Annotated in this window: 22 protein-coding genes, 1 pseudogene and 1 riboswitch; of the genes and pseudogenes, 13 read left to right on the top strand and 10 right to left on the bottom strand. The window is 64.5% G+C overall.

Annotation, left to right across the window (positions count from 1 at the left end; all coding sequences use genetic code 11):
• Positions 1–82: 82 nt before the first annotated feature.
• On the top strand, positions 83–469 hold the full coding sequence (locus NKI17_RS22250) for a MerR family transcriptional regulator (RefSeq protein ID WP_023676566.1): 387 nt from the start codon (positions 83–85) through the stop codon (positions 467–469).
• 14 nt (positions 470–483) lie between these two features.
• On the opposite strand, the gene NKI17_RS22245 is transcribed toward NKI17_RS22250, so the two are convergent.
• From NKI17_RS22245 to NKI17_RS22235, 3 genes are all read right to left on the bottom strand, one after another.
• Positions 484–990 (bottom strand): methyltransferase family protein, encoded by a 507-nt coding sequence (locus tag NKI17_RS22245; protein ID WP_023676565.1) that lies wholly within the window; start codon positions 988–990, stop codon positions 484–486.
• A 16-nt stretch (positions 991–1,006) separates the two neighbouring features.
• Entirely contained in the window at positions 1,007–2,005 is a 999-nt protein-coding gene (locus tag NKI17_RS22240; RefSeq protein ID WP_023676564.1) for a heparan-alpha-glucosaminide N-acetyltransferase, read from the bottom strand.
• A gap of 218 nt (positions 2,006–2,223) precedes the next feature.
• Positions 2,224–3,417 carry an aromatic ring-hydroxylating oxygenase subunit alpha gene (locus NKI17_RS22235; protein ID WP_023676562.1) on the bottom strand — a complete coding sequence of 398 codons (1,194 nt, stop codon included), beginning with the start codon at positions 3,415–3,417 and terminating at the stop codon, positions 2,224–2,226.
• 141 nt (positions 3,418–3,558) lie between these two features.
• Positions 3,559–3,755: riboswitch (cobalamin riboswitch) on the top strand.
• 36 nt (positions 3,756–3,791) lie between these two features.
• Between NKI17_RS22235 and NKI17_RS22230 the strand changes: the two genes are divergently transcribed.
• The 4 genes from NKI17_RS22230 to cobO are packed head-to-tail and all read left to right on the top strand — an operon-like array spanning position 3,792 to position 5,902.
• Entirely contained in the window at positions 3,792–3,971 is a 180-nt protein-coding gene (locus NKI17_RS22230) for a CbtB domain-containing protein (protein ID WP_023676561.1), read from the top strand.
• A gap of 15 nt (positions 3,972–3,986) precedes the next feature.
• Complete coding sequence (locus tag NKI17_RS22225; RefSeq protein ID WP_352624778.1) at positions 3,987–4,769, top strand: CbtA family protein; 783 nt, start codon at positions 3,987–3,989, stop codon at positions 4,767–4,769.
• The gene (gene cobU / locus NKI17_RS22220; protein WP_352906802.1) at positions 4,762–5,283 is read left to right on the top strand and encodes a bifunctional adenosylcobinamide kinase/adenosylcobinamide-phosphate guanylyltransferase; all 522 of its coding nucleotides are present in this window, start codon (positions 4,762–4,764) and stop codon (positions 5,281–5,283) included. The genes NKI17_RS22225 and cobU overlap by 8 nt, the downstream gene beginning before the upstream one ends.
• A 1-nt stretch (position 5,284) precedes the next feature.
• Complete coding sequence (cobO, locus tag NKI17_RS22215) at positions 5,285–5,902, top strand: cob(I)yrinic acid a,c-diamide adenosyltransferase (RefSeq protein WP_352724945.1); 618 nt, start codon at positions 5,285–5,287, stop codon at positions 5,900–5,902.
• 365 nt (positions 5,903–6,267) lie between these two features.
• Here the strand turns inward: cobO and cbiB are convergent, their stop codons facing one another.
• Positions 6,268–7,239: an adenosylcobinamide-phosphate synthase CbiB gene (gene cbiB / locus NKI17_RS22210; RefSeq protein ID WP_352906801.1), complete on the bottom strand. Its 972-nt coding sequence runs from the start codon at positions 7,237–7,239 to the stop codon at positions 6,268–6,270.
• Between cbiB and cobD the strand changes: the two genes are divergently transcribed.
• Together cobD and NKI17_RS22200 are read left to right on the top strand one after the other, a co-directional pair.
• Positions 7,238–8,296 carry a threonine-phosphate decarboxylase CobD gene (cobD, locus tag NKI17_RS22205; protein ID WP_352756713.1) on the top strand — a complete coding sequence of 353 codons (1,059 nt, stop codon included), beginning with the start codon at positions 7,238–7,240 and terminating at the stop codon, positions 8,294–8,296. The two genes, cbiB and cobD, sit on opposite strands and share 2 nt — an antisense overlap.
• The gene (locus tag NKI17_RS22200; RefSeq protein WP_352454643.1) at positions 8,293–8,802 is read left to right on the top strand and encodes a tyrosine phosphatase family protein; all 510 of its coding nucleotides are present in this window, start codon (positions 8,293–8,295) and stop codon (positions 8,800–8,802) included. Before cobD ends, NKI17_RS22200 begins: the two co-directional genes overlap by 4 nt.
• 156 nt (positions 8,803–8,958) lie before the next feature.
• Here the strand turns inward: NKI17_RS22200 and NKI17_RS22195 are convergent, their stop codons facing one another.
• Together NKI17_RS22195 and NKI17_RS22190 are read right to left on the bottom strand one after the other, a co-directional pair.
• A complete protein-coding gene (locus NKI17_RS22195; RefSeq protein WP_352454642.1) occupies positions 8,959–9,762 on the bottom strand; it encodes a creatininase family protein in 804 nt (267 codons plus the stop codon).
• 57 nt (positions 9,763–9,819) lie between these two features.
• Positions 9,820–10,203, bottom strand: coding sequence for a RidA family protein (locus NKI17_RS22190; RefSeq protein WP_352454641.1), 384 nt, complete (start codon positions 10,201–10,203; stop codon positions 9,820–9,822).
• Positions 10,204–10,479: 276 nt separating this feature from the next.
• On the opposite strand from NKI17_RS22190, the gene NKI17_RS22185 reads away from it, so the two are divergent.
• From NKI17_RS22185 to NKI17_RS22160, 6 genes are all read left to right on the top strand, one after another.
• Positions 10,480–11,484, top strand: coding sequence for an ABC transporter substrate-binding protein (locus tag NKI17_RS22185; RefSeq protein ID WP_352568967.1), 1,005 nt, complete (start codon positions 10,480–10,482; stop codon positions 11,482–11,484).
• Between the two features lie 3 nt (positions 11,485–11,487).
• The gene (locus NKI17_RS22180; RefSeq protein WP_352568966.1) at positions 11,488–12,330 is read left to right on the top strand and encodes an ABC transporter ATP-binding protein; all 843 of its coding nucleotides are present in this window, start codon (positions 11,488–11,490) and stop codon (positions 12,328–12,330) included.
• On the top strand, positions 12,317–13,168 hold the full coding sequence (locus tag NKI17_RS22175) for an ABC transporter permease (RefSeq protein WP_352454637.1): 852 nt from the start codon (positions 12,317–12,319) through the stop codon (positions 13,166–13,168). The genes NKI17_RS22180 and NKI17_RS22175 overlap by 14 nt, the downstream gene beginning before the upstream one ends.
• A 193-nt stretch (positions 13,169–13,361) precedes the next feature.
• Positions 13,362–14,660, top strand: coding sequence for a cytosine deaminase (locus NKI17_RS22170; protein ID WP_352906800.1), 1,299 nt, complete (start codon positions 13,362–13,364; stop codon positions 14,658–14,660).
• Entirely contained in the window at positions 14,657–16,057 is a 1,401-nt protein-coding gene (locus tag NKI17_RS22165) for an FAD-binding oxidoreductase (protein WP_502894571.1), read from the top strand. Before NKI17_RS22170 ends, NKI17_RS22165 begins: the two co-directional genes overlap by 4 nt.
• A 225-nt stretch (positions 16,058–16,282) precedes the next feature.
• Positions 16,283–16,864: an NAD(P)H-dependent oxidoreductase gene (locus tag NKI17_RS22160; protein WP_352568964.1), complete on the top strand. Its 582-nt coding sequence runs from the start codon at positions 16,283–16,285 to the stop codon at positions 16,862–16,864.
• A 214-nt stretch (positions 16,865–17,078) separates the two neighbouring features.
• Here the strand turns inward: NKI17_RS22160 and NKI17_RS22155 are convergent, their stop codons facing one another.
• The 4 genes and pseudogenes from NKI17_RS22155 to NKI17_RS22140 form a co-directional block, all read right to left on the bottom strand.
• Positions 17,079–19,553, bottom strand: coding sequence for a GcvT family protein (locus NKI17_RS22155; RefSeq protein WP_352906799.1), 2,475 nt, complete (start codon positions 19,551–19,553; stop codon positions 17,079–17,081).
• Positions 19,550–20,731 carry a pyridoxal phosphate-dependent aminotransferase gene (locus tag NKI17_RS22150; protein WP_352568962.1) on the bottom strand — a complete coding sequence of 394 codons (1,182 nt, stop codon included), beginning with the start codon at positions 20,729–20,731 and terminating at the stop codon, positions 19,550–19,552. The genes NKI17_RS22155 and NKI17_RS22150 overlap by 4 nt, the downstream gene beginning before the upstream one ends.
• Positions 20,731–21,630, bottom strand: coding sequence for a homocysteine S-methyltransferase family protein (locus NKI17_RS22145; protein WP_023676541.1), 900 nt, complete (start codon positions 21,628–21,630; stop codon positions 20,731–20,733). The genes NKI17_RS22150 and NKI17_RS22145 overlap by 1 nt, the downstream gene beginning before the upstream one ends.
• Positions 21,627–24,075, bottom strand: a pseudogene (locus NKI17_RS22140) (GcvT family protein). The gene NKI17_RS22145 and the pseudogene NKI17_RS22140 overlap by 4 nt, the downstream one beginning before the upstream one ends.
• Between the last annotated feature and the right edge of the window lie 5 nt (positions 24,076–24,080).

Below are 24,080 nucleotides of genomic sequence, written 5' to 3'. Positions count from 1 at the left end.
TCCGCCGATTCTGGTACGCGCCTGGGCGCCGGCGGCGCCGGCCAGTTGGAACTCGCGGCGTGGCCGGGGCATTGGAGTGACGATGCGGGAATATTATTCGATCACGGAGCTGACCCGCGAATTCGACGTGTCGACGCGGACGTTGCGCTTCTATGAGGACGAAGGGCTGGTGCAGCCAGTAAGACGCGGCCGCACTCGGCTGTTCCGTCCGTCGGACCGGCATCTCATCCGCCAGATCATGCGGGGAAAAAGGCTCGGCTTCTCGATCAACGAGATCCGCGAAATCATCCAGATGTACAGGGAGCCGCCCGGCGAGGTCGGCCAACTCAAATTGATGATCAAGCGCATCGAGGAAAAGCGCGAGGATTTGCGCCAGAAACGCCGCGACCTCGAAGAGACGCTGGCCGAGCTCGATCAGGCAGAGGAATCCTGCGTCGAGCGGCTGGTGGAACTCGGCGTCACCACCTAAGCCGGTGCCTCGGCTCAAATCCAGCGCCGCACCCTTTTGGCGTAGTCCCGGTATTTCTTGCCGAATTTGGCCGTCAGCACCTTCTCCTCGCTCTCGATCGTCAGCTTCTGCGTCAGGAACGCCGCGATGACCGCCAACGGCAGGAACCAGGCGATCCCAGTGACAAAGGCGAGGCTGATCAGCAGCAGCGTGTTGGCGAGGTAGATCGGGTTGCGGCTGACGGCGAAGGGTCCGGTAGTCACCAGATGGTCAGGCACGCCGTTCGGGTTGAGCGTCGTCTTGGCGCGGATCATGGTGCGGATTGCCGTGAACCAGAGCGCGGCAACCGCCACCAACCCCACAAGGCCGGCGGCGAACAGGATGTCGCCGAGAAGATCGCCGATCCACGGCAGCGGATAGAACAGCCCTAGCGCGACGCTGACGATGATGGCGGCGATATAGATCAGCGGCGGCCATGGGATGTACCCCAGCTTCGGCTGCCCAGGATTTTGCTGCACGGGTTTCGGGTGACTGTCGCTCATTATTGTCCTCCCTCGATTAGCGCGTTCCCGGTTCCGCCGCCTCGGTTTGGGCGGTGCAGGTGCCGGCGAGCTCGCCAATATGCGCCTTCCACTCCGGGGACTGGTCGTTGCTGTAGAGCCGGTCAAGCGAGGCTTCGCCCTGGAGAGTGTCCAGCATGCAGGCACAATAGCTGGAGCAGAACTCGGTGTCGCGTGCCTGCTCGCAGGATATCTGGCAGGATTTCACAAAACTCACCTCCCTGGTTTCGGCCTGCGCCGGCATGAATTGCGAAAACAGCCAGACCGAGCCGATCAGCACCGGCTGATGGATCAGATAGAAGGCAAGGCTGTGCCGGCCGATGAAGACCAGCGGATTTGCCCAGCGGCCGGGCGCCAAGGCCGACAGCCGCGTCAGCGCGCCGGAGGTGGCGGCGAGCTTGGTAACCGCGATGCCGGCAAGTACGGCGCCGAACCAGGGCAGCAGTGGAACGTAGTCGTTGGAGCGCGGGTTGGTCGCCGACAGGCCGACCCACCACAAAGCCGGATGATCGAAAAGCTCAGATCGCAGGTAGAAAGGCGCGGCAATAGCGAGGGCCGCCACGGCAAGCGTCAGTAGCGCCGGGAGGCGCAGGAACGCCAGGCCGAGCAGGCTGGCGAGCGCGATCTCGTGCAATATGCCGAAGAAGATGAAGCCGTCGGGCGTGGCGATGCGGGTGACCAGCGATATTGCGAGCGCTGCCCCGGCAACCATGGCGAAGCGCTTCCAGAAGCCGGTCCAGCGGATTTTTTTGCCATGGGCGAGATAGAGGCTGATGCCGACCAGGAACAGGAAGCTCGAGGCGATGCAGCGCGCGTAGATTTTCCACCAGCCGAAGGCGGTGAGGCCGGGATCGGTGTAGCCGAAGAATTCGAGGTCCCAGGTGAAATGATAGCTCGCCATGGCAAGCAAAGCGATGCCGCGTGCAATGTCGATAACGGCGATGCGCTTCGACTTCGGTTGATCCTGAACGGCTGCGCTCGGCGTGTCGATGCTCATGGTCTCGCTGTCTTGGTTCAGCCCCGGCAAGACGACTATCACGGTTGCCACCGTCAAAAGAAGCAGGGCCTTGCGTCGCGTTGGTACCGGTCGGCATCAGAGCTGCTTTAGGCCAAAGCCGGAAAGCCTTTGGCCGGCGTGCTGGCGTTTTTCGGACTGGGCGCGGTTTTCGCGACACTCGGCCTGCTGGCGGCGGCCTGCGGCTTCGTCACCTGGCGCTATCTGCCCAAATCGCTTTGATGTGCGAGCGCCGCATGGCGCTCGCGCACCCAGTTGTGGAAGCGGTGCAAGTCGTACTCCTCGGGCATCAGTACGCCGGCCTTGTGGCGCATCGAGCGCAGGCCCATCTGGTTGACCTCGCAGATATCAGCATCCTCCTCCAGCACCTGGGTACCGAAGGCGACGATGTTGTCGATATCCGCGGCCGGATCGGCGAGCGCTTCGGGCGAAAAAAGCCATTCGGCGGTAAGTTCGGTCTGCTCCGGCCCAAGCGGCACCAGCCGCACGGTCCTGACATAGTCGACATGGCCGACGACGAACATCGACGGCAGGCTGGTGGCATAGGTCTGCCCGGCGGCACGCTCGCCCGGCGTCAGGCCGGAAAAGACCGAGCCGTGGACGCGCCCGTCGCGCGACCAGGTTTCGGCCCCGGCCCGCAAGCCGCCTGCAAATTCCGGCGCGTCATTGTCGGCGTGGCGCGCCCATTCGGGGTCGTCGTGCCGGCCCATCAGGCCGCGGCCATAGATCGGCACCAGCCGCGACAGGTCCTTGTGGACGCCGGGGCAGTGCAGGCACTCGTTGAAATTTTCCCAAAATACCTTCCAGTTGCAGTTTATCACCTTGCGCAGCACATGGCCGCTCAGCAGCGTTTCCAGCGGCCAGTTGGCGAGGTTACCGGATGCCGGATCGAAGGATGTTTCAGCCGAGCCGGCAGCGTCTTCCGCCAGATTGACGAAGACGAAACCGCGCCACACCGAAAGCGCGACCCGGTAGAGCGGATGATCGGCCTTGTCGAAGCCGTCCGGCAGCGATTTCGACGGCACGCGCACCAGATCGCCGTGCAGCGAATAGGACCAGGCATGGTATGGGCAGGTGATGAGCCGCGCCTTCAGCCGTCCTTCGCTCTGCTGGCAAAGCTGCGAGCCGCGATGCCGGCAGGTGTTGTGGAAGGCGCGCAACTCGCCGGTCTCGTCGCGCAGCACGACGACCTCCTGCGTGCCTATGCGGAACGTCCTGAAAGCCAGCGGCTGGGCAAGGTCGGCCTCGCGGCAGACGAGCAGCCAGTTGCGATACCAGATGGCCTCGAGATCGCGCTGATAGGCCGCGATGTCCCAATAGGCTGATGACGGCAGCGTCGGCTCGGCCCGCGTCAGGCCGTTGTAGGGACCGCGCTCATTCGGGCTGGGTTGCATGCCGGCTTCCTCCCCATCCGCCAGCCGACACCCGGCTGCGAAAATTGTCAATCGCGGCGCCGGCCGACCGGGCTTGGCGAGGCGGCGCATTCGCCACACGATCCGGCGGAATTTGGTTTGCCGGGCGCGGCGATTCTGCCTATAGTCGCTGATGTCGTCGGTTCCGTTTGGAACCAAGAGGGAATGCGGTGAGGGCAAGTTGTTTGCCCAATGCCGTGGCTGCCCCCGCAACTGTGTGCGGTAGTCCTCTCCATATGCCACTGAAGGTTCGCCTTCGGGAAGGTGGGGAAGGGCGCTGATCCGCGAGCCAGGAGACCTGCCGGCGACAGGAAACTGACTTCTATGCCCTCGGGTGGAGGGCGAAAGGACAAGACATGAATACCGCTTCCGTCTCGCTCGGCGCTTCCGCCTCCTCGCAGTCGCGTCTCATGCAGCTGGCGCTTGCTGCATTCCTCGGCATTTTCGTCATGGGCTTTGTCGGCTTCTCGCATATCGATGCGGTCCACAATGCCGCGCACGACTATCGCCACTCGATGGGCTTTCCCTGCCACTGACAAGGGGCTGACATCATGACACTGTTTCGCAACGTCGTGTTCATCGCGGCGATCGCAGGGCTTGTGGCCGGCGTGGCTCTCGCCTGCATGCAAGCCTATGCCACGGTGCCGCTCATCCTGAAGGCGGAAGTCTATGAACAGGCCGGCGGCGGCCATGACCATGCCGCGGCACCTGCGACACCGGCCGAAAACGCCGCGGGCACGACGGCTATGAGCAGCGCCGCGCCGGCAGCGGCTGAAGCGATGGCTCCGGCGGAAGACGAAGGCTGGGCGCCGGCCGACGGTTTCGAACGCTTCGGCTTCAGCGTCGTTGCCAATATCGTCACCGGCATCGGCTTTGCGCTGGTCCTGGTTGCGGTTTCGGAATTCGCCGGCGGCATCGGCAATTGGCGCCAGGGCCTGTTCTGGGGGCTTGCCGGCTTTGCCGTGTTCACGCTGGCGCCGGGCCTCGGCCTGCCGCCGGAACTGCCAGCGATGCCGGCGGCCGACCTTGTCCAACGCCAGATATGGTGGTGGGCAACAGTGGTGGCGACAGCGGCCGGTCTCGGCCTTATCGTCTTCCGCAGATCGCTGCCGCTGGTGGCTCTTGCCGTGGCGTTGATCGTTGCGCCGCATATCGTCGGCGCGCCGCAGCCCGATAGCTTCGAGACGGCGATCCCGGAAGGCCTGCACCACCAGTTCGTGGTGGCGGTGACGCTGACCAATCTGGTGTTCTGGCTGGTGCTCGGCGCGGTCGTCGGCGTGGTGCGCGGACGCTTCACGGGCACGGCGACCAGCCTGCGCGACAGCTTTGCCTGACCGCGCTGCCGGGGCACTGACCCTGGTCATCGGCGGTGCGCGCTCCGGCAAGAGCGCGCATGCCGAGAGCCTGGTGACGGTCGGCCCGCCGCCTTGGAGCTATATCGCCACGGCGCAAGCCTATGACGACGAGATGCGCCAGCGCATCGCGCTGCACCGCTCGCGCCGCGGCGCCGGCTGGACGACCATCGATGCGCCGCTCGACCTTGCCGGCGCGATCGGAGCGCTGCCTGACGGCCAGCCGGTGCTGATCGACTGCCTGACGCTGTGGCTGACCAACCATATGCTGGCCGACCATGATGTCGGGGCCGAATGCCGGAGGCTGGCCGATGTGCTGTCGCGGCCGCGTGGGCCGTGGTTCGTGGTGTCCAACGAGATCGGCCAGGGCATCGTGCCGGACAATGCGCTGGCAAGACGGTTTCGCGACGCCGCCGGCCGGCTGAACCAGGACGTCGCGGCTGTTGCCGGCACCGTGCTTTTGATGGTGGCGGGGCTGCCGCTCAAGGTGAAATGACATGGCTGATACTATCGATCCCAAGGACGAGGAACGCCACCGCGCCAAGATGGCCAAGCGCAAGGCGGTGCAGGATGCCGAGGTCGCGGCCAAGACGCTCGAGAAGGGGCTGCTGATCGTCAACACCGGATCGGGCAAGGGCAAGACCACGGCCGCCTTCGGGCTGGCGCTCAGGATGCTCGGCTATGGCAAGCGCGTCGGCGTCGTCCAGTTCATCAAGGGCAAGTGGCACACCGGCGAGAAAGACGCCTTTGCCGCCTTCGGTGACCGTGTCGTCTGGCACGCCATGGGCGAGGGCTTTACCTGGGAGACACAGGACCTGAAGCGCGACATCGCGGCGGCCGAGGCTGCCTGGGCGAAAGCGCTGGAGCTGATGGCCGAGCCGTCGATCAGCCTCGTGGTGCTCGACGAGCTGAACATCGCGCTGCGCTACGACTACCTCGATCTCGAAAAGGTGGTCGCGGCGCTGAAGGCGCGTCGCGAAGGCCTGCATGTCGTCGTCACCGGCCGCAACGCCAAACCGGTATTGGTCGAGGCGGCCGATCTGGTCACCGAGATGGGCGTGACCAAGCACCACTTCTCCGCCGGCGTGAAGGCGCAGCAAGGGATCGAGTTCTGAGGGGTGTTGCTGGCGCCTCTTCTTCCTTCTCCCCTTGTGGGAGAAGGTGGATTGGCGCGCAGCGCCAAGACGGTTGAGGGGCGCTGGCCGGGGCGCTGTTGGTGCCAAGCTGGAACACCCCTCATCCGGCCGCTTCGCGGCCACCTTCTCCCACAAAGGGAGAAGGGAAAGCCGCACGAAGCGGCTCGCCCCTGGAATGGTAAGGGTGAAGGGCGGCGCCGACCTGACGCGATTATTTGAGGCGTAGCCCTATTTTGTTCTTGCTTTGTGCCGGCAGCTATGCTACTAATTTGGCTATGGTGCTAATTGGCTCCAACGACCCGCCGCATGGTGGGTTTTTTGTTTCGCCTGAGATCGGGCGAAGATCACGCCAAGATAACAACCACCGCGACCACGCCGAACAGCGCGATCAGCAGTAAGTCGGCGACGCGGTAGAGTTTCAGCGCCCGTCGGATGTCGGTGCTCTCGACATCATCGCGCCGGCCGCCTTCGCCCATCAATGCGTCTTCGACCATGACGCCGTCATAGGAACGGGGGCCGGCGAGCGCCAGGCCGAGCGCGCCGGCCATCGCTGCTTCCGGCCAGCCGGCATTGGGCGAGCGGTGCTTTTTCGCATCGCGCCGCACGGCATGCCAGGCGCCCTTGGCGTCGGCGCCCTTGACCAGAAAAGCGGCGAGTACGATCAGCAGCGCCGTCAGCCGCGACGCCGGCAGATTGATCCAATCGTCGAAGCGCGCAGCCGCCCAGCCGAAGGCTTCGTGGCGCGGGGTGCGATGGCCGATCATCGAATCGGCGGTGTTGGCGGCCTTGTAGGCGACGCCGCCGGCGAGCCCGCCGATACCGAGCCAGAAGGCCGGCGCGACGACGCCGTCGGAGAAATTCTCGGCCAGGCTTTCGATCGCGGCGCGGCAGACAGCGGCCCTGTCGAGCTTTTCCGGGTCGCGACCGACGATCCGCGAGACGGCAATGCGGCCCATATCCAGTCCGCCGCTGTCGAGTGCGTCGGCGACCGCTTCGACATGCTCGGCCAGGCTCTTCTGCGACAGCAGCGACGTCGCCAGGATTGCGGTGACCAACAAGCCGAGGGGAATGCTCCAAAGCAAGGTTTCGAGCCAGAGGGCGAGGGCGGCCGGCACCAGCACGATCACCAGCAGCGCGACGACGCCCCAGCCGCGACGGTGGGCGTCGGAATCAGTGGCGCGGTTGAGCCTGCGGTCGAGAAAGGATATCAGCCTGCCGAACCAGGTGACGGGATGGCCAATGGCATCGAAGAGCCGGGCCGGGTAGCCGAGTACAAGTTCGATGGCCAGCGACAGGAAAGTGATCAGGATCGGCATGAAGTCTCTTGATGGAGTGACGGCGGCAGTGGACCACGGCGGAAGCCTTGGCCGGGCGAGGGCGCTTTTCCCTCACGCGCCGCTGCCTTTCGTCGACCTCTCGACCGGGATCAATCCGCACTCCTACCCGCTTTTCGATTTGCCCGCCACCGCCCTGTCGCGATTGCCGGAAACAGCGCGCAGCCGCGACTTGGCTGAACTCGCGGCAAGCGCCTATGGCGCCCCGTCGGCGGCGAATGTCGCAGCGGCGCCCGGCACGCAGATCCTGTTGCCGCGCGTCGCTTCCCTGGTCAGCCCGGGCACGGCGCTGGTGCTCGGGCCGACTTATGCCGAGCATAGGCGGGCAGCGGCGATCGCCGGCCATGCGGCGGCTGAAGTCGATGATTTCGAAGCCCTGGCGGCGGCCGACCTTGCCGTCGTCGTCAATCCCAACAACCCGGACGGGCGCGTCGTCGAGCGCGAAAGATTGCTTCGACTTGCCGGGACATTACGCGCCAGAGGTGGGCTGCTGGTGGTCGACGAGGCCTTCATGGATGTCGGCCCGCGCAGCGAAAGCCTGGCCGGCGACGTCGACCAGGGCGGCATCGTCGTGCTGTGTTCGTTCGGTAAGTTCTTCGGCCTGGCCGGCCTGCGGCTTGGCTTTGCACTGGCCGATGCGCTGACGGTCGAGCGGCTGGAGGCGCAATTCGGGCCATGGGCGGTTGCCGGGCCGGCGCTCGAATATGGCATAAGGGCGCTTGCCGATACCGGCTGGCAGGCCGGGATGCGGCGCCGTCTGGCCGAGGATGCCGCACGGCTCGATACGCTGTTCGGCCGCTTCGGCGTGCCTGTCGCCGGTGGCACCGCGTTGTTCCGCTATATCAGGCTGGCGGGCGCCGCCGGCCTGTTTTCGGTGCTCGGCCAGCGCGGCATCCTGCTTCGGCATTTCGCCGGCCGGCCGGATGTGCTGCGCGCCGGCCTGCCGGGAGCCGACGAAGAATGGCGGCGGCTCGAATCGGCGCTTGCCGGCTGGGCCTCGCGGCGCGACGATGATGCCAAGGGAGAAACTACCCAATGATCCACGTCTGCTCGCTGTCCAAAGTCGAGGAAACGGTAACGAAGACCGGGGCCGAGCGGCTGCTTTCGCTGCTCGCTGCCGGAACGGAGGTGATGCGACCGGCCTCGATCACCAGGGAAAACCATCTGCATCTGGTCATGCACGACATTGCGGTAGCGCAGGAGGGCATGACCATGCCGGGCGAGGAGCATGTCCTGAACCTGCTCGATTTCGCCCGCCAATGGGATCGGTCGCGGCCGCTGGTGGTGCATTGCTATGCCGGCATCAGCCGCTCGACCGCCTCGGCCTATATCATCGCGGCAGCGCTGGCGCCGAAGCGCGATGAGGCCGAGTTGGCCGAGACGCTGCGCAGGCTGTCGCCCACCGCGACGCCCAATCCGCGGCTGATCGCAATTGCCGACACGCTGCTCGATCGCAGGGGCCGGATGATCGAAGCGATCCAGGCGATCGGGCGCGGCGCAGATGCTTTCGAAGGCACGCCGTTTGCCTTGGGGATCGATGGCTAGAATCGGCCCATCGAGACGGCGCGGCAATCGTGGATCGCCGCACTCTTCGGCCACGGAAACGGCATAGATCCTAGGGTCTCCGCGACGTAGCGGAGACCCTAGGATCCATGCCGTTACATCTGAGCGTCCAAGCCTTCGCTGAATATCAACACAACCCTACGCCAACCAATCCGCCAGCTTTGCCTTGCCCACGTCCCTCAGCAGGCCGATGAAGCCGTCGGCCTGATGCTCGGCGGTCAGCCGGCCTTTTTCGGCGGTGGCAATGCTGGCGTCGCCGACCACGCCATTCGGGTTGAGGTCGCTGGCGATCCAGGCGAAGGCGTGCGTTCCGGTGTGGCGCAGCAGCGAAAATTCCTTTTCGGCGCGGGCGACCTTGGACACGAAATTGTCGGCCTTCCCCATATCGACGAGGTCGGGCCGGAAATGCAGCATCAGCGAGGTCTCGACGTCGCCGCCATGAATGCCGTGGCGGTCCTCGAGCTCGGTGTACATGCCGGCCGGCCGGCCAAAACGCTGCCAACTGGTCTTTACCGCCAGCATCTTTGCCCGCACGCGCAACTCGCGGGTGACGATGCCCATGATCTCTTCATTGCCGCCATGCGAGTTCACGACAATCAGTTTTCGGACGCCGGCGCGCGCGACCGACAGGCCAAGTTCGGTCCACGCCTCGACCAAGGTCGTCGCCGGCAGGGTGAGGGTGCCCGGTGCGTGCAAATGTTCGTTCGACTTGCCCACCGCCTGGACCGGCAGGATGCGGATGTCGAGATCGCCGGGCAGGCGCGCGATCACCGTTTCCAGCATGCCGTTCATGATCGAGGTGTCGGTCGAGACCGGCAGATGCGGGCCGTGCTGCTCAATCGCCGCCAGCGGCAGAACGGCAATGGTCGCCTCAGGATCGACGGTCGCGTATTCGGTGGTCCGGTAGTCACCCCACCATACGCGTTTTTTTGCAGCGGTCATGTCATGCCCTCTTGAACCGACAAGCCCAGACCTAACGCGGGAACGATCGGCTGTCGATCATCCCGCCGCGATGACCTCGATCTCGATCTTGAATTCCGGCCGGGCAAAACCAGAAACGATCATCAGCGTCGAGGCCGGCGCAGGGCTGGCGAACAGCCGGTCGCGAACCTCCATATAGGGGCGCAGGAAGGCGCGGTCGGTGACGTAGGCGTTGATGCGGACGATGTCGGACAGGCTGAGCCCGGCCTCGCCGAGAATCGCCGATATGTTCTGGAAACAGAGCTCGGCCTGTGCGCCGGCCTCTTCGGGGATCTGGTCGTCCGGGGTGATTGCGACCTGGCCCGAACACAGCACCAGCCGCTTGCCGGGCGGCAGTTCGACGCCATGGCTGTAGCGGGCGAAGGGCGGCTTGATCGACTTCGGCGTGAGAAATTTGAACATGGCAATCTCCGTTCACGGCAGCCTAAAGCGGGATCGATGCGGGCATCAAGATGGCGGTGCATGTCACGAGGGCGATTGTGGACAGGCGATCAAAAAATAGGCACGATGCCTTTCGTACAGCATGACCCGTCCGGCCTTCGCGCCGCCATTGCTCAGGCGGGCATTGCACAAGCGGGCGGTCCCGGCGCAACGCGCCGGTGGCATGTGTCTTGCTTCTTGAAACAATGGTGTCGAGCCCGGCGCGTGACGCGCCGGAGCGAACAAAGGGTGGTGTGGATGTACGGAAAACTCAAGATTTCGGCGGGCGCGATCGTGCTGCTTGGCGCAGGCACGCTTGCCGCGGCAGCGAACGAAAAAGTCACCTTCGGCACCAACTGGCTGGCTGAGCCGGAGCATGGGGGTTACTACCAGGCCGTGGTGGACGGCACCTATGCCGCCTGCGGCATCGACGTGACGATCATGCAGGGCGGCCCACAGGTCAGCGGCCGGCCGCTGCTGCTGGCCGGCAAGATCGATTTTTACATGGGCGGCAATCTGCTGTCGGCCTTCGATGCCGTGCAGCAAGGCATACCGATGCGCGTCGTGGCGGCCGACTTCCAGAAGGACCCGCAGGTCATCATGTCCCATCCCGGGCAGGGGCTGGACAAATGGGAAGACCTGAAGAACGCCGAGCAGTACATCCTTGGCGACGAAGGTGCGCAGACCTTCTTCCAGTGGATGGTCACCGACCTCGGCTTCGATGCCGCCAAGCGCGCGCCCTACACCTTCAATCCGGCGCCGTTCATCGCCAACAAGAAGTCGATCCAGCAGGGTTACGTCACCTCGGAGCCATTCGCCGTCCAGAAGCAGGGCGGTTTCACGCCGAACCAGTTCCTGCTGGCCGACTATGGCTGGGACACATATGCAACGACGGTCGAGACCATGCAGGAGACGGTCGACAAGCGGCCCGAGGTGGTCCAGTGCTTCGTCGATGGCTCGGCCAAGGGCTGGTACAATTATCTCTACGGCGACAACAAGGCCGCCAACGAGATGATCAAGAAGGAAAATCCGGATATGACGGATGAGCAGATCGCTTTCTCGATCGAGCAGCTGAAGAAGTTCGGCGTGGTCGATTCCGGCGACAGCGAAAAGCTCGGCATCGGCGCCATGACCGATGCGCGCATCCAGAGTTTTTACGACAAGATGGTCAAGGCCAAGGTCACGCCGGCGGGCATCGACATCAAGAAGGCCTACACGCTGGCCTTCGTCAACAAGAGCGTCGGGCTCGACCTGAAGAAGTAGGCCGTGAAGCTGGAGAAAGTGGCGCAACAGCCAGGAAGCGTATCGGGGCCGACGCTGTTGGCGCTGCGTGGCGTCGGCAAGGTTTTTTCCAACGGCGTCACCGCGCTCAGCAATGTCGAGCTGACGATCCGGGAAGGCGATTTCCTCAGCCTGCTCGGACCGTCGGGCTGCGGCAAGTCGACGGCGCTGCGGCTGATTGCCGGCCTGTCGACGCCGACCTCGGGTGTGCTCGACTGGCGCGGCAGCGGCGCCCTCGAGCGTTCGAATATCGGCGACCGTTCAAATATCGGCTTCGTCTTCCAGGAGCCGACGCTGCTGCCCTGGGCCGACGTCTTCGACAATGTCTGGCTGCCGCTGCGGCTGAAGGGCGTGTCGCGTGCCAAGGCGGCGCCGGCGGTGATGGAGATGCTGGCGCGGGTTCACCTGACCGGCTTCGAGAAGGCGGTGCCGCGCGAACTGTCGGGCGGCATGAAGATGCGCGTCTCGATCGCCCGCGCCATGGTGACCAAGCCGCGCATTCTGTTGATGGACGAGCCGTTCGCGGCACTCGACGAGATCACCCGCTTCAAGCTCAACAACGATCTTCTGGAGCTATGGCAGGATGAGCGTTTTACCGTCGTTTTCGTCACCCACAGCGTCTTCGAAAGCGTATTCCTCTCCAACCGCATCGTCGTCATGGCGGCGCGGCCGGGCCGGGTGTTTGCCGACCTTGCCGTCGATGCATCCTATCCGCGCGACGAGGCGTTTCGCACCTCGCCCGACTATGCCGCGCTCTGCCGCCAGGCATCCGACGTGCTGATCGGCGCCATCAACTCAACTGCCGGACCGCATCATGACGGCCATTGAAGAACAGATCCCGGCGCTCGACCCGGAGGAGGCGCGCCGCGTCCGCCAGGAGCGCTTCGAGCGCATCGGCAGATGGCTGCTGCCGCTGGCGATCATGATCCTGGCGATCTGGCTGTGGGACCGCGTCTGCGTCTGGAACGACATCCCGAAATACATACTGCCGCGCCCCGGCGTGGTGCTGCAAACGCTGCACGACGATGCCGGGCTGCTGTTCTCCTCGCTGCTGGTGACACTCAGGATCACCTTCTTGAGCCTGCTTCTCGCCGTGGTCGGCGGTGTCGGGCTGGCAGTGCTGTTCGCTCAGTCGAAATGGGTGGAGATGTCGTTCTTTCCCTTCGCCATCGTGCTGCAGGTGACGCCGATCGTCGCGATCTTTCCGCTGATCAACATCTATGTCGACAACCAGACGACGAAGCTTTTGCTTTGTGCCTGGATCGTCGCCTTCTTCCCGATCCTCTCCAACACCACGCTCGGCCTCAACTCCGTCGACCGCAATTTGCGCGACATGTTCAAGCTCAACGGCGCCACCCGCTGGCAGCAATTGCGCTATCTGCGGCTGCCGGCGGCGATGCCTTATTTCCTCGGCGGGCTGAAGATCGCCGGCGGCCTGTCGCTGATCGGCGCGGTGGTGGCCGAGTTCGTCGCCGGCGCCACCGGCCAGTCGTCCGGCCTCGCCTCGCGCATCATCGAGGCCGGCTACCGGCTCAACGCACCAAGGCTGTTCGCGGCGCTGATCCTGATCTCGCTCACGGGCATCCTGATCTTCCTGGTGCTGTCGCTGGTATCGCATCTCCTTTTGCGGCGCTGGCACGAGAGCGCGCTGAGGCAGGAGCGGTGATGGTGGGCAGCGCCAGCACCCCCCTCTGTCCTGCCGGACATCTCCCCCTCAAGGGGGGAGATTGGATGCTATCCAGGATTTCGCTAATCGCCAACGTTGCAAGACGAGCGCCATGGGCGAGGCTGCCAATCTCCCCCCTTGAGGGGGAGATGCCAAGTAGTGGTAAAGAGGGCAGGACAGAGGGGGGTACGCCTTGATACCAGCTTCTGGTTCCTACTATCTCTCCAAGGTCCGGCTTCACGCCTCCCTGACGCCCGGCCTTGCCGCTCCTTCCGACGCCGACGGTTTTGCACTCGCAGATATCGCGGTCGCCGACGGCAGGATTTCCAGCATTGCGGCGCATCGATCCAACGCACCGGCGGACGCCGTCGACCTCGGCGGCCGCATCGTGCTGCCGTGCTTTGTCGACTGCCACACCCATATCGACAAGGGCCATATCTGGCCCCGAAAGCCCAACCCGGACGGCACCTTCATGGGCGCTTTGAGCGCCACCGGCGCCGACCGCGCGGCGCGCTGGAGCGCCGACGACGTTGCCCGCCGCATGGATTTTTCGCTGCGCTGCGCCTACGCGCACGGCACCAGGGCGCTGCGCACGCATCTCGACAGCGTTGCGCCGCAGGAAGAGATCTCCTGGCCGGTGTTCGAGACGATGCGGGAGAAATGGCGCGGCCGCATCGAGCTGCAGGCGGCCTGCCTGCTCGGCATCGAAGGCGTGCGCGACAGGAAATGGTTCGAGAGGCTGGCCAAGCGCGTGGCTGCCGCCAAGGGCGTGCTCGGCGTCGTCACCTATATGGTGCCGGACCTCGAAGAACTGCTCGACCAGGTGTTTGCGCAGGCGATCAAGCATGGCCTCGACCTCGATTTCCATGCCGACGAGACCGACGATGTCTCTGCGATCTCGCTGAAGAAAATCGCCGAAGCCACCCTTTGGAACGGTTTTGACGGGAACATCCTGGTCGGCCATTGCTGCTCGCTGGCACGCCAGCCCGATCTCGACGTGCTCGACACGCTGGATAAGGTCGCCAAGGCCGGCTTGGCGGTGGTGTCGCTGCCGATGTGCAATCTCTATCTGCAGGACCGGCGAGGCGACAGGACAACGCCGCGCTGGCGCGGGGTGACGCTGCTGCACGAGATGAAGGCGCGCGGCATTGCCGTCGCCGTCGCCTCCGACAATACGCGCGACCCGTTCTACGCCTATGGCGATCTCGACATGCTGGAGGTCTATCGCATGGCGACGCGCATCCTGCATCTAGACCATCCCGTCGCGGACTGGCCGCAAGCTGTCACCGCAACGCCGGCCAAGGTGATGCGGCTCGATGGTTTCGGCCCGCTTGCCGCCGGAGCGCCGGCCGATTTCGTCGTCTTCAAGGGGCGGAGCTGGACGGAATTGCTGTCACGGCCCGAATCGGATCGCATCGTTGTACGCGACGGCCGGGCGATCGAGCGCCAGCTGCCCGATTATGCCGAACTCGATGATCTGATGGTGGAATGATGGATATTGCGGCGCTCAAGCGCGACCTGGACGGTTTGAAGATCGACGACCATCCGGCGATCGTCCAGCAGAAGAGCCGCGATTTCTACTGGTACAGCCCGGTGCTGAAGCAGCAGCTCGAGCACGTCACCGGCGACCTGATCGTGACGCCGAAAACCGAAGACGAGGTCGTCCGCATTCTCGCCGCCTGTCACCGGCATGGCGTGCCGGTGACGCCGCGCGGCAGTGGCACCGGCAATTACGGGCAGGCGATGCCGCTGTCCGGCGGCGTGGTGCTCAATCTCGCCGAAATGAACGCGGTCAAGACGATCGCCCCCGGCCGTGTCGTCACCGGCCCCGGCGCCGTGCTCGCCGACATCGACAGAGCGACGCGGGCGCATTCCGGCCAGGAGCTCCGCATGTCGCCGTCGACCTACAACACCGCATCGATCGGCGGCTTCGTCGCCGGCGGCTCCGGCGGTATCGGCTCGATCCGCTGGGGCGGACTGCGCGACCTCGGCAACGTCATCCGGCTGAGGACCGTGACGATGGAGGCTGAGCCGCGTGTCATGGAGCTCACCGGCGAGGACGTGCTGAAGGTGATGCACGCCTACGGCACCAACGGCATCATCACCGAAGTCGAGATGCCGCTGACCGCCAGCTATGACTGGATCGACGTCATCGTCGGCTTCGACGATTTCATGGATGCGGCCGGCTTCGGCAACGATCTCGCCATCCAGGACGGCATCCTGGCGAAACTGATCACACCGATCGCAGCACCCATCCCCTACGATTACTTCAAGCGCCACCAGCGGTTTTTCCGGCGCGGCCAAAGCATCGTCGTCCTGATGATCGCGCCGCATGCGATGGATGCTTTCCTTGCCTTCACGTCGCGCAGCAAGGGCGAGATCGTCTTTCGTGCCGACAAGGAGGCCGATCTCAAAGGGCTGCCGCCGGCCTATGAGCTGACCTGGAACCACACGACGCTGCGTGCCATCCGGGTCGATCCGACGATCACCTATCTGCAGACCCGCTATCCGTCGCCGGACCACCTCGGCCACGTCAAGGCGATGGTCGACCGCTTCGGCGACGAGGTGCCGGCGCATCTCGAGTTCATCCGCTTCGACGGCGCCATCGGCATCGCCGGGCTGCCGCTGGTCCGCTTCACCACGGCGGAGCGGCTGGACGAGATCATCCGCATCCACGAGGATAATGGCTGCTGGATCTTCAACCCGCACCGCTACACGCTGGAAGAAGGCGGCATGAAGCGGACCGACGAGGTGCAGCTTGCGTTCAAACGCGAGACCGACCCGCAAGGGCTGCTCAATCCCGGCAAGATGATCGCCTGGGAAAACCCGGACTATGATTATCGCTCGGGCAAGTCGTTTCTGTTCAAGGGACTGGAGAAGGCGGGTTGAGACGATGACGGGCGTGTGGCGCTGTACCCCCCTCTGGCCTGCCCTCTTTGCCACCACTTGGCATCTCCCCCTCAAGGGGGGAGATTGGCAGTTCCATCGTCTCGACCATCTTCCAACGTCGTCAACTGGCGAAAGCGATACTGACAGCCGATCTCCCCACTTGAGGGGAAGATGCCCGGCAGGGCAGAGGGGGGTGCTTGGCGCCGACTTGCGAGATGTTCTCCTGTGAACGTCCTCCTCCTCTACGCTCATCCGGTCGAGACCAGCTTCAACGCCGATCTGCACCGGACCATCGTCGAGCGGCTGAAGGCCGCCGGCCATGTCGTCGACGACTGCGATCTCTATGCCGAGGGTTTCGATCCCAGGCTGACGCGGGCCGAGCGGCTGTCCTACCACGACGAACGCAGCGACGGCGATCCGGTGGCGGCTTATGTCGAGCGCCTATTGCGGGCCGAGGCGCTGGTGCTGTCGTTTCCGGTGTGGAACTTCGGCTATCCGGCCATTTTGAAAGGCTTTTTCGATCGCGTCTTCCTGCCCGGCGTGTCGTTCAAGCTGGTCGACGGCAAGGTGCAGCCGTCGCTGCACAATATTCGCAAGATGGCGGCGGTCACCACCTATGGCGGCAGCCGATTCCGCGCCATGCTGATGGGTGACCCGCCGCGCAAGCTGGTCAATCGGGTGCTGCGCGCCACCATCAAGCCTGGCGGGTCGGTCTCCTATCTCGCGCATTACTCGATGAACCTGTCGACGAACGAGACGCGGACGAAATTCATCGCGAAGGTCGCTGCCAAGATGGACGCGTTCTGACGCGGGAGGGGACTTTTCCTTCTCCCCTTGTGGGAGAAGGTGGATCGGCGCGTAGCGCCGAGCCGGATGAGGGGTGCTGGAAGAAACGCGGCGTGGGAAGATTGGGACGGGAGCGCTAAACGCTAATTCCGTTGAGGTAGCGATCCTTCCAACACCCCTCATCCGACCGAGCTTCGCTCGGCCACCTTCTCCCACAAGGGGAGAAAGAAAAGAGTTACATCCGCACCCGTTCCGATTTCGGATCGTACATCGGCTTGAGCGAGGCCTCGGCGGCAAAGCGCTCGCCGGCGATCTCGATCTCGTAGGACGACGACAGCACATCCGCATCGCTCTCGCCCTTGCAAGGCACGTAACCAAGCCCGATTGCGCCGCCGAGATGATGGCCGTAATTGCCCGAGGTGATCGGACCGACGATCTTGCCGTCGCGCAGGATCGCCTCATTGTGGAAGAGCAAGGGTTGCGTGTCTTTCAGACGGAACTGCACCAGCCGCCGGTTCAATCCGCTTTCTTTCTTCCTCAGCACCGCATCGCGGCCGATGAAGTTGCCCTTGGCGGTCTTCACCGCAAAGCCCAGCCCGGCCTCCAGCACATTGTCCTCGTCGGTGATGTCGTGGCCGAAATGCCTGAAGGCCTTTTCGATGCGGCAGGAATCCAGCGTGTGCAGGCCGCATAGCTTCAGGGCGGCGTCAGTGCCGGCTTCCGCGATCGCCTCGAAGACATGGGCAGCCTGATCGGTCGAGACATAAAACTCCCAGCCGAGCTCGCCGACATAGGTGACGCGGTGGGCGCGGGCCAGGCCCATGCCGATCTCGATCTCCTGAAACGTTCCGAACGGATTGTTCCCGTTTGAGAAATCGTTTGGGCTGACCTTTTGAATCAGCTTCCTCGAATCCGGGCCCATCAGGCAAAGCACGGCTTCGGCAGCGGTCACATCGGTGATGACGACGAACTCGTCGGCAAGATGTTTTCTCAGCCAGGCCAGGTCGCGCTGCAGCGTGGCGCCGGGCACGACGAGCAAGAAGGCGGTTTCGGACAGCCGCGAGACGGTGAGGTCGCTCTCGATGCCGCCGCGCTGGTTGAGCATCTGGGTGTAGACGATCTTGCCCGGCGCCACGTCCATGTCGTTGGCGCAGAGCCTTTGCAGGAAGGCGCAGGCGTCGCGGCCCTCGACGCGGATCTTGCCGAACGAGGTCATGTCGAACAGGCCGACGCCGTTTCGGACCGCCAGATGCTCCTCGCGCTGGTTATCGAACCAGTTCTGCCGTTTCCAGGAATAGCGGTATTCGCGCTCCTGGCCCTCCCGTGCAAACCAGTTGGCGCGCTCCCAGCCGGCGACCTCGCCGAACACGGCGCCGCGCGCCTTCAGATGTTCGTGCAGCGGCGAGCGCCTTATGTTCCGCGAGGTCGCCATCTGGCGGTAGGGGAAATGATCGGCGTAGAGCAGGCCGAGCGTTTCGGAGACGCGCTCTTTGAGATAGCGGCGGTTCTTCTGGAACGGCTGGGCGCGGCGGATGTCGACCTCCCAGAGGTCGAAAGGCGCCTCGCCGTCATTGATCCATTGCGCCAGCGCCATGCCGGCGCCGCCGGAGGAGACGATGCCGATCGAATTGTAGCCGGTCGCCATCCAGTAGCCGGAAAGCTCCGGCGCCTCGCCGAGATAATAGCGATCGTCGGGGGTAAAACTCTCGGGGCCGTTGAAGAAGGTGTGGATGCCGGCGGTGGCCAGCATCGGCATGCGGTTGACGCCCATTTCCAGGATCGGCTCGAAATGATCCATATCCTGCGGCAACTGGTCGAAGCAGAACTCCTCGCTTATGCCGTTCATGCCCCAGGGCTTGGCCACCGGCTCGAAAGCGCCGAGCATCATTTTGCCGGCATCTTCCTTGTAGTAGGCGCACTCGTCCGGCACGCGCAGCACCGGCAAGCGGGAAAGCCCGGGGATCGGTTCGGTAACGAGATAGAAATGTTCGCAGGCGTGCAGCGGGATGGTGACGCCGTTCCGGGCGCCAAGCTCGCGTGCCCACATGCCGGCGCAGTTGACGACGATATCGGCTTCGATCGCGCCTTGCTCGTCGCCCTGCGCCCAGGAGACGCCGGTGACCCGGCCATTTTTGGTATGAACCTTGGTGACCTTCACGTTCTCGACGATCGTTGCACCGCGCTGGCGCGCGCCCTTGGCCAACGCCATGGCGATATTGGCCGGGTCGCACTGACCGTCGAGCGGCAGATGCACGGCGCCGACCACATCGGAAACATTGAGATGCGGGTACATCTGCTTGACTTCGTTGGGCGAAATCTCGCGCACATCGACATCGAAGGCGCGGGCGAGAGATGCCTGCCGATAGATCTCGTGCTTGCGCTCCTCGGTCAGCGCCACCGTGATCGAGCCGACCTGGCGCATGCCGGTGCCGACATCGGTCTCGGCCTCCAGCTTGACGTAGAGGTCGGCCGAGTACCTCGCCAGCCGCGTCATGTTCTGCGAGCCGCGCAATTGGCCGATCAGGCCGGCGGCGTGCCATGTCGTGCCCGAGGTCAGCTGCTTGCGCTCGAGCAGGACGATGTCGGTCCAGCCGAGCTTGGCCAGATGATAGGCGACCGAGCAGCCGGAGACGCCGCCGCCGATGATGACCGCCCTCGCTTTGGGAGGAATGGCCTTGGTCGGAATGGTTTTGGTGGGTGAGGCGCTCATGCGGCCTCACGGCGATAGAAGGAGGCGAAGCGGCGCAGGCGTGTGGCGGCCTCCATCAGCACCGGCTCAGGCTGGCAGAGGCTGAAGCGGATGTGGCCGGCTGCAGCCTCGCCGAAGCTCGAGCCGGGCATGACGCCGACCTTCTCCTGGTCGAGGAAGGCCCAGGCGAATTTTTCGTCGTCCGGCTCGATCGCCGATATGTCGAGCATGACGTACATGCCGCCTTCGGAGCCGCGCACAGTGATGTTGTTCATACCGCGCATGGCATCGAGGACGACGGTGCGCCTCGCGGCGTAGCGCTCGGCGATCTCCTTGACGCCGTACCCATTTTCGAGCGCCTCGGCGCAGGCGAGGCTGATGAAGGCCGGCAGGCCGTAGGTCATCACCAGATTGAGGTCGGTCAACAGCGAGACCATTGATTCCGGCCCGGTCAGCCAGCCCATGCGCCAGCCGGTCATGCCGTGGCTCTTCGACATCGAATTGATGACCAGCGTGCGTTCCGCCATGCCGGGCAGCGAGCGTGGTGAGACGTGCTCGCCGCCGCCCAGCGTCCAGTAGACCTCGTCCGACAGCAGCCATAGGTCATGCTCGCGGCAGATCTGCGCCAGACCTTCCAGGCGCTCTCGCGAATAGACGGCGCCCGTGGGGTTGTTCGGCGTGTTGATCAGGATGGCGCGGGTGTTCGGCCGAAGGGCGGCGCGAATGTCGGCGGCGCGCGGCTGAAAGCCGTCCTCGGCGGGGGTCTCGACGACGCTGAACTCGGCGCCCGCCGCACTGAAGGTGTTGGGATAGGTGGCGTAATAGGGCGCGACGACGATGGCATGGTCGCCTTGGTCGAGAACCGCTTGAATGGCCGCGTAAAGCGCGGCCTGCCCGCCCGGCGTGGCGATGACCTGGTCGGGATTTGTCGCAACGCCGGTGCACAGCGTCGAAGCCGCCGCCATCGCCTTGCGCAGGCGCGGAACGCCGGCAAGCGGCGTGTAGTGGTGATTGCTGGCGCGAACCGCCGTCACGCAGGCTTCGATCGTCTCGCTCGGCGTGTCGAAATCGTGGTCGCCGACCGACAGCATGATGATGTCCTCGCCTGCCTGCTTGCGCGCCCAGGCAGCGGAATGAACCTCCCAGCCATCCTTGCCCGAAGGCACGATGCCGGAAATGCGCGATGATGGCCTGGGCATTATGCTGCTCCCGAAATTTCATAACCGGCCTGTTCGAGCCGGTCACGCAGCGCGGCGATGTGGGCCGGTCCGACTTCGCAGCAGCCGCCGACGATGCCGGCGCCGGCCTCGACCCAGCCGACCGCCTGGCCGGCATAGGCATCCGGATCAAGGTCGTGGCGGGCGTGCAGCACTTCCACGGTACCGCCATGCTTGAGCGCCTCAATCGAGGTGAAGCCGTTGGCATAAGCGCCGACCGGACCGCCGAGAGCGATCAGTTCGGGCAGCGCTGCAGCGATCGCTTCGGGCCGGCAGCAATTGATCAGCCGGGCCGCGACGGGCAGGCCGGCAAGAGCGCCCGACGCCGCCGCAATGGCTTCGCCGCTGCGCAGGCGCGGCGTGCCGTGGTCGGCAAGCGTCCACGACACCCATAGGGGCTTGCCGCTTTCCGACGCCGCGGTGACGGCGGCGCGCGCCTCTTCGGCCGACGCCATGGTTTCGCACAGAAACAGATCGACGCCGTCCGCCTGCTCGGCAACGATACGGCGATAGATGTCGAGCGTATCCTGGAAGGATATCGTCAGCGCCGGCGCATAGCTGCCGAACAGCGGCGACAGGCAGCCGGCGATCGCCGCGTCGCCGGCCTGGTCGCGGGCTTGCCTTGCCAGTTCGATGCCGCGCTTCTGCAGCGGCTTGAACAGCTCTTCCGCGCCTTCGCGTGCCAGCCGCTCCGGCGTGGCTGAATAGGTGTTGATGGTGATGACGCGGGCGCCGGCGCGGATGAATTCCGCATGCAGGTCGCGCACCAGATCCGGTTCGTCGATCAGCACCCTGGCCGACCACAGCGGCGTCGGCTCGGAACTGCTACGGCGGACCAGCTCCTGGCCCATGCCGCCATCGGTGAGGATCACTTTCTTCATGCTCTGAGCCTCTCGTTCTTTGGATCCCATAACGGCTCATTGCACGACCGCCCGAAAACGTTCGCCGAAGATCTCGATCTCGACCGCGGTTCCCGGCTCGGTGAGGTCGGCGCGCAGCATGCCGAGCGCGATCGACCTGTCGATGCGATGACCCCAGCCGCCGGATGTCGTCTCGCCGACGATCCGGCCGTCATGCCACAGCGTCGACATGGTGGGCGCATCGCAGTCGCCGGGGTTTTCGACAACCAGCGTGACGAAGCGCTTCTTGATGCCCTGCTGCTTCTCGTTTTGCAGCGCCGTCTTGCCGCGGAAGTCGGGCTTATCCCATCTGACGAATCGCTCCAGCCCGCCCTGCAGGATCGAGTAGTCGGTCGACAGGTCGCCCTTCCAGGTACGGTAGCCTTTTTCGAGCCGCAGCGAATCCAGCGCGTACATGCCGAACGGTTTTAGTCTATGCCTCTTCCCGGCCGCCCAGACGGCGTCGAAGATGGCTGCGGTATCGTCGACCTTGCTGTGGATTTCCCAGCCGAGCTCGCCGGCGAAGGACACGCGCACCAGCTTTGCCCAACGTCCGGCGATACTGGTTTCCTGATGCGTCAGCCAGGGCAGGGTGAGGTCGGCTGCGCAGAGTTCGGCGAGGATTTTTCGCGAGTTGGGGCCGGCGAGGATCTGGGTGGAGTATTCCTCCGTCCTGTCGATCAGCTTGAATGTGGCGTCCTTCGGGATGCGCGACTTCAGCCATTCGAAATCATGCCACTGAGCCACAGCGGCGGTGATCAGCGTCATCAGGTTCTCGTCGTGGCGGACCACCGACATTTCGGTGACGATGCGGCCCTTGTCGTCGGCAAAATAGACGAGGCCGATGCGGCCGGGTTTCGGCACCAGGCCGGTCACCTGGAGGCTCAGCCATTCGGCGGCACCCGGACCGTCGAGATTGAAACGGGAGAACCCCGGCAGGTCCAGAATGCCGGCGGCATCGCGGACGGCGAGGCATTCCTCGCGCACACGATGCTGCCACGGCCCGTCGCGGCGGAAGGTCAGCGTGGATTCTTCGGAGATGTCGTCGCCTGCGTTCGTATACCAGGTGGCGCGTTCCCAGCCATTATAAGCATCGAACCGGGCGCCGAGTGCCTTGATGCGGTCGTGGAGCGGCGACAGCTTGCGGTCGCGCCCGGCCGGCCAGGCATGGCGCGGGAACTGGATGGCATATTCGTTGCCGTAGATCTCCATGCCCTTGGCGACGCAATAATCCGGGGCCGAGGCAAAGGCGGTGAAACGGCGTGGATCGCAGGACCACATGTCCCATTCGGTCTGGCCTTCGGTCACCCACTCGGCCAGCACCTTGCCGGCGCCGCCGCCCTGGGCGATGCCGAAGGTGAAGACGCAGGCCTCGAAGGCGTTGGGCACGCCGGGCATCGGCCCGATCAGAGGGTTGCCGTCCGGCGCATAGGGGATCGGCCCGTTGATGACCTTTGAAAGGCCGGCGGTGCCGAGGATCGGCACGCGGGCGACAGCATCGGCCAGGTAATGTTCCAGCCGATCGAGATCGTCGGGAAACAGCTGGAAGGAAAAGTCGTCGGGCATCGGGTCGTTGTGGCCGACCCAGTGGGCGCGGCAATTGCGCTCATAGGGGCCGAGATTCATGCCGTTCTTTTCCTGGCGCAGATAATAGGACGTATCGACGTCGCGCAGCAGCGGCAGCTTCTTGCCCTGTTCCTTCGACCACGCCGCCAGTTCGGGGATTTCCTCGAACAGGATATATTGATGGCTCATCACCATCATCGGCACCTCGCGGCCGAACATCCTGCCGACTTCGGCGGCGCGGTAGCCGGCGGCGTTGACGACGATCTCGCAGCGGATCTCGCCTTGCGCCGTCTCGACCACCCACTCGTGATTGTCTCGGCTCACGCCGGTGACCGGACAGAAGCGGATGATCTTCGCGCCCATGTCGCGCGCGCCCTTGGCCAGTGCCTGGGTCAGCTGCGCGGGGTCGATATCGCCATCATTCGGATCGTAGAGCGCGCCTTTCAGCTCATGCGTCTCGATGAAGGGGTAACGGCGCTTAATCTCGTCGAGCCCGACCACGTCGATATCCATGCCCTGGTAGCGGCCCATGCCCTTGGCGCGCTGGAATTCCTGCATGCGCTCCGCGCTATGGGCCAGCCTGAGCGAGCCGGTGACGTGGTAGTTCATGGGATAGCGGACCTCGTCGGCCAGCCGGCGATAGAGCTCGGTCGAATAACGCTGCATGTTCATCAGCGACCATGACGAGGAGAAAGTCGGCACGTTGCCGGCGGCATGCCAGGTCGAGCCGGAGGTCAGCTCGTTCTTCTCCAGAAGCACGCAGTCGGTCCAGCCCGCCTTGGCGAGATGGTAGAGCGAGGAGGCGCCGACGGCACCACCTCCGATGATCACAACGCGTGCCGTGGTCGGCAAACCGGCCATGTTCT

It is taken from the genome of Mesorhizobium sp. M0816, assembly GCF_040320005.1.
Classification (GTDB): domain Bacteria; phylum Pseudomonadota; class Alphaproteobacteria; order Rhizobiales; family Rhizobiaceae; genus Mesorhizobium.
Note: the sequence above shows the minus strand (reverse complement) of the source record. Positions and strands in the feature narration are given on the sequence as shown.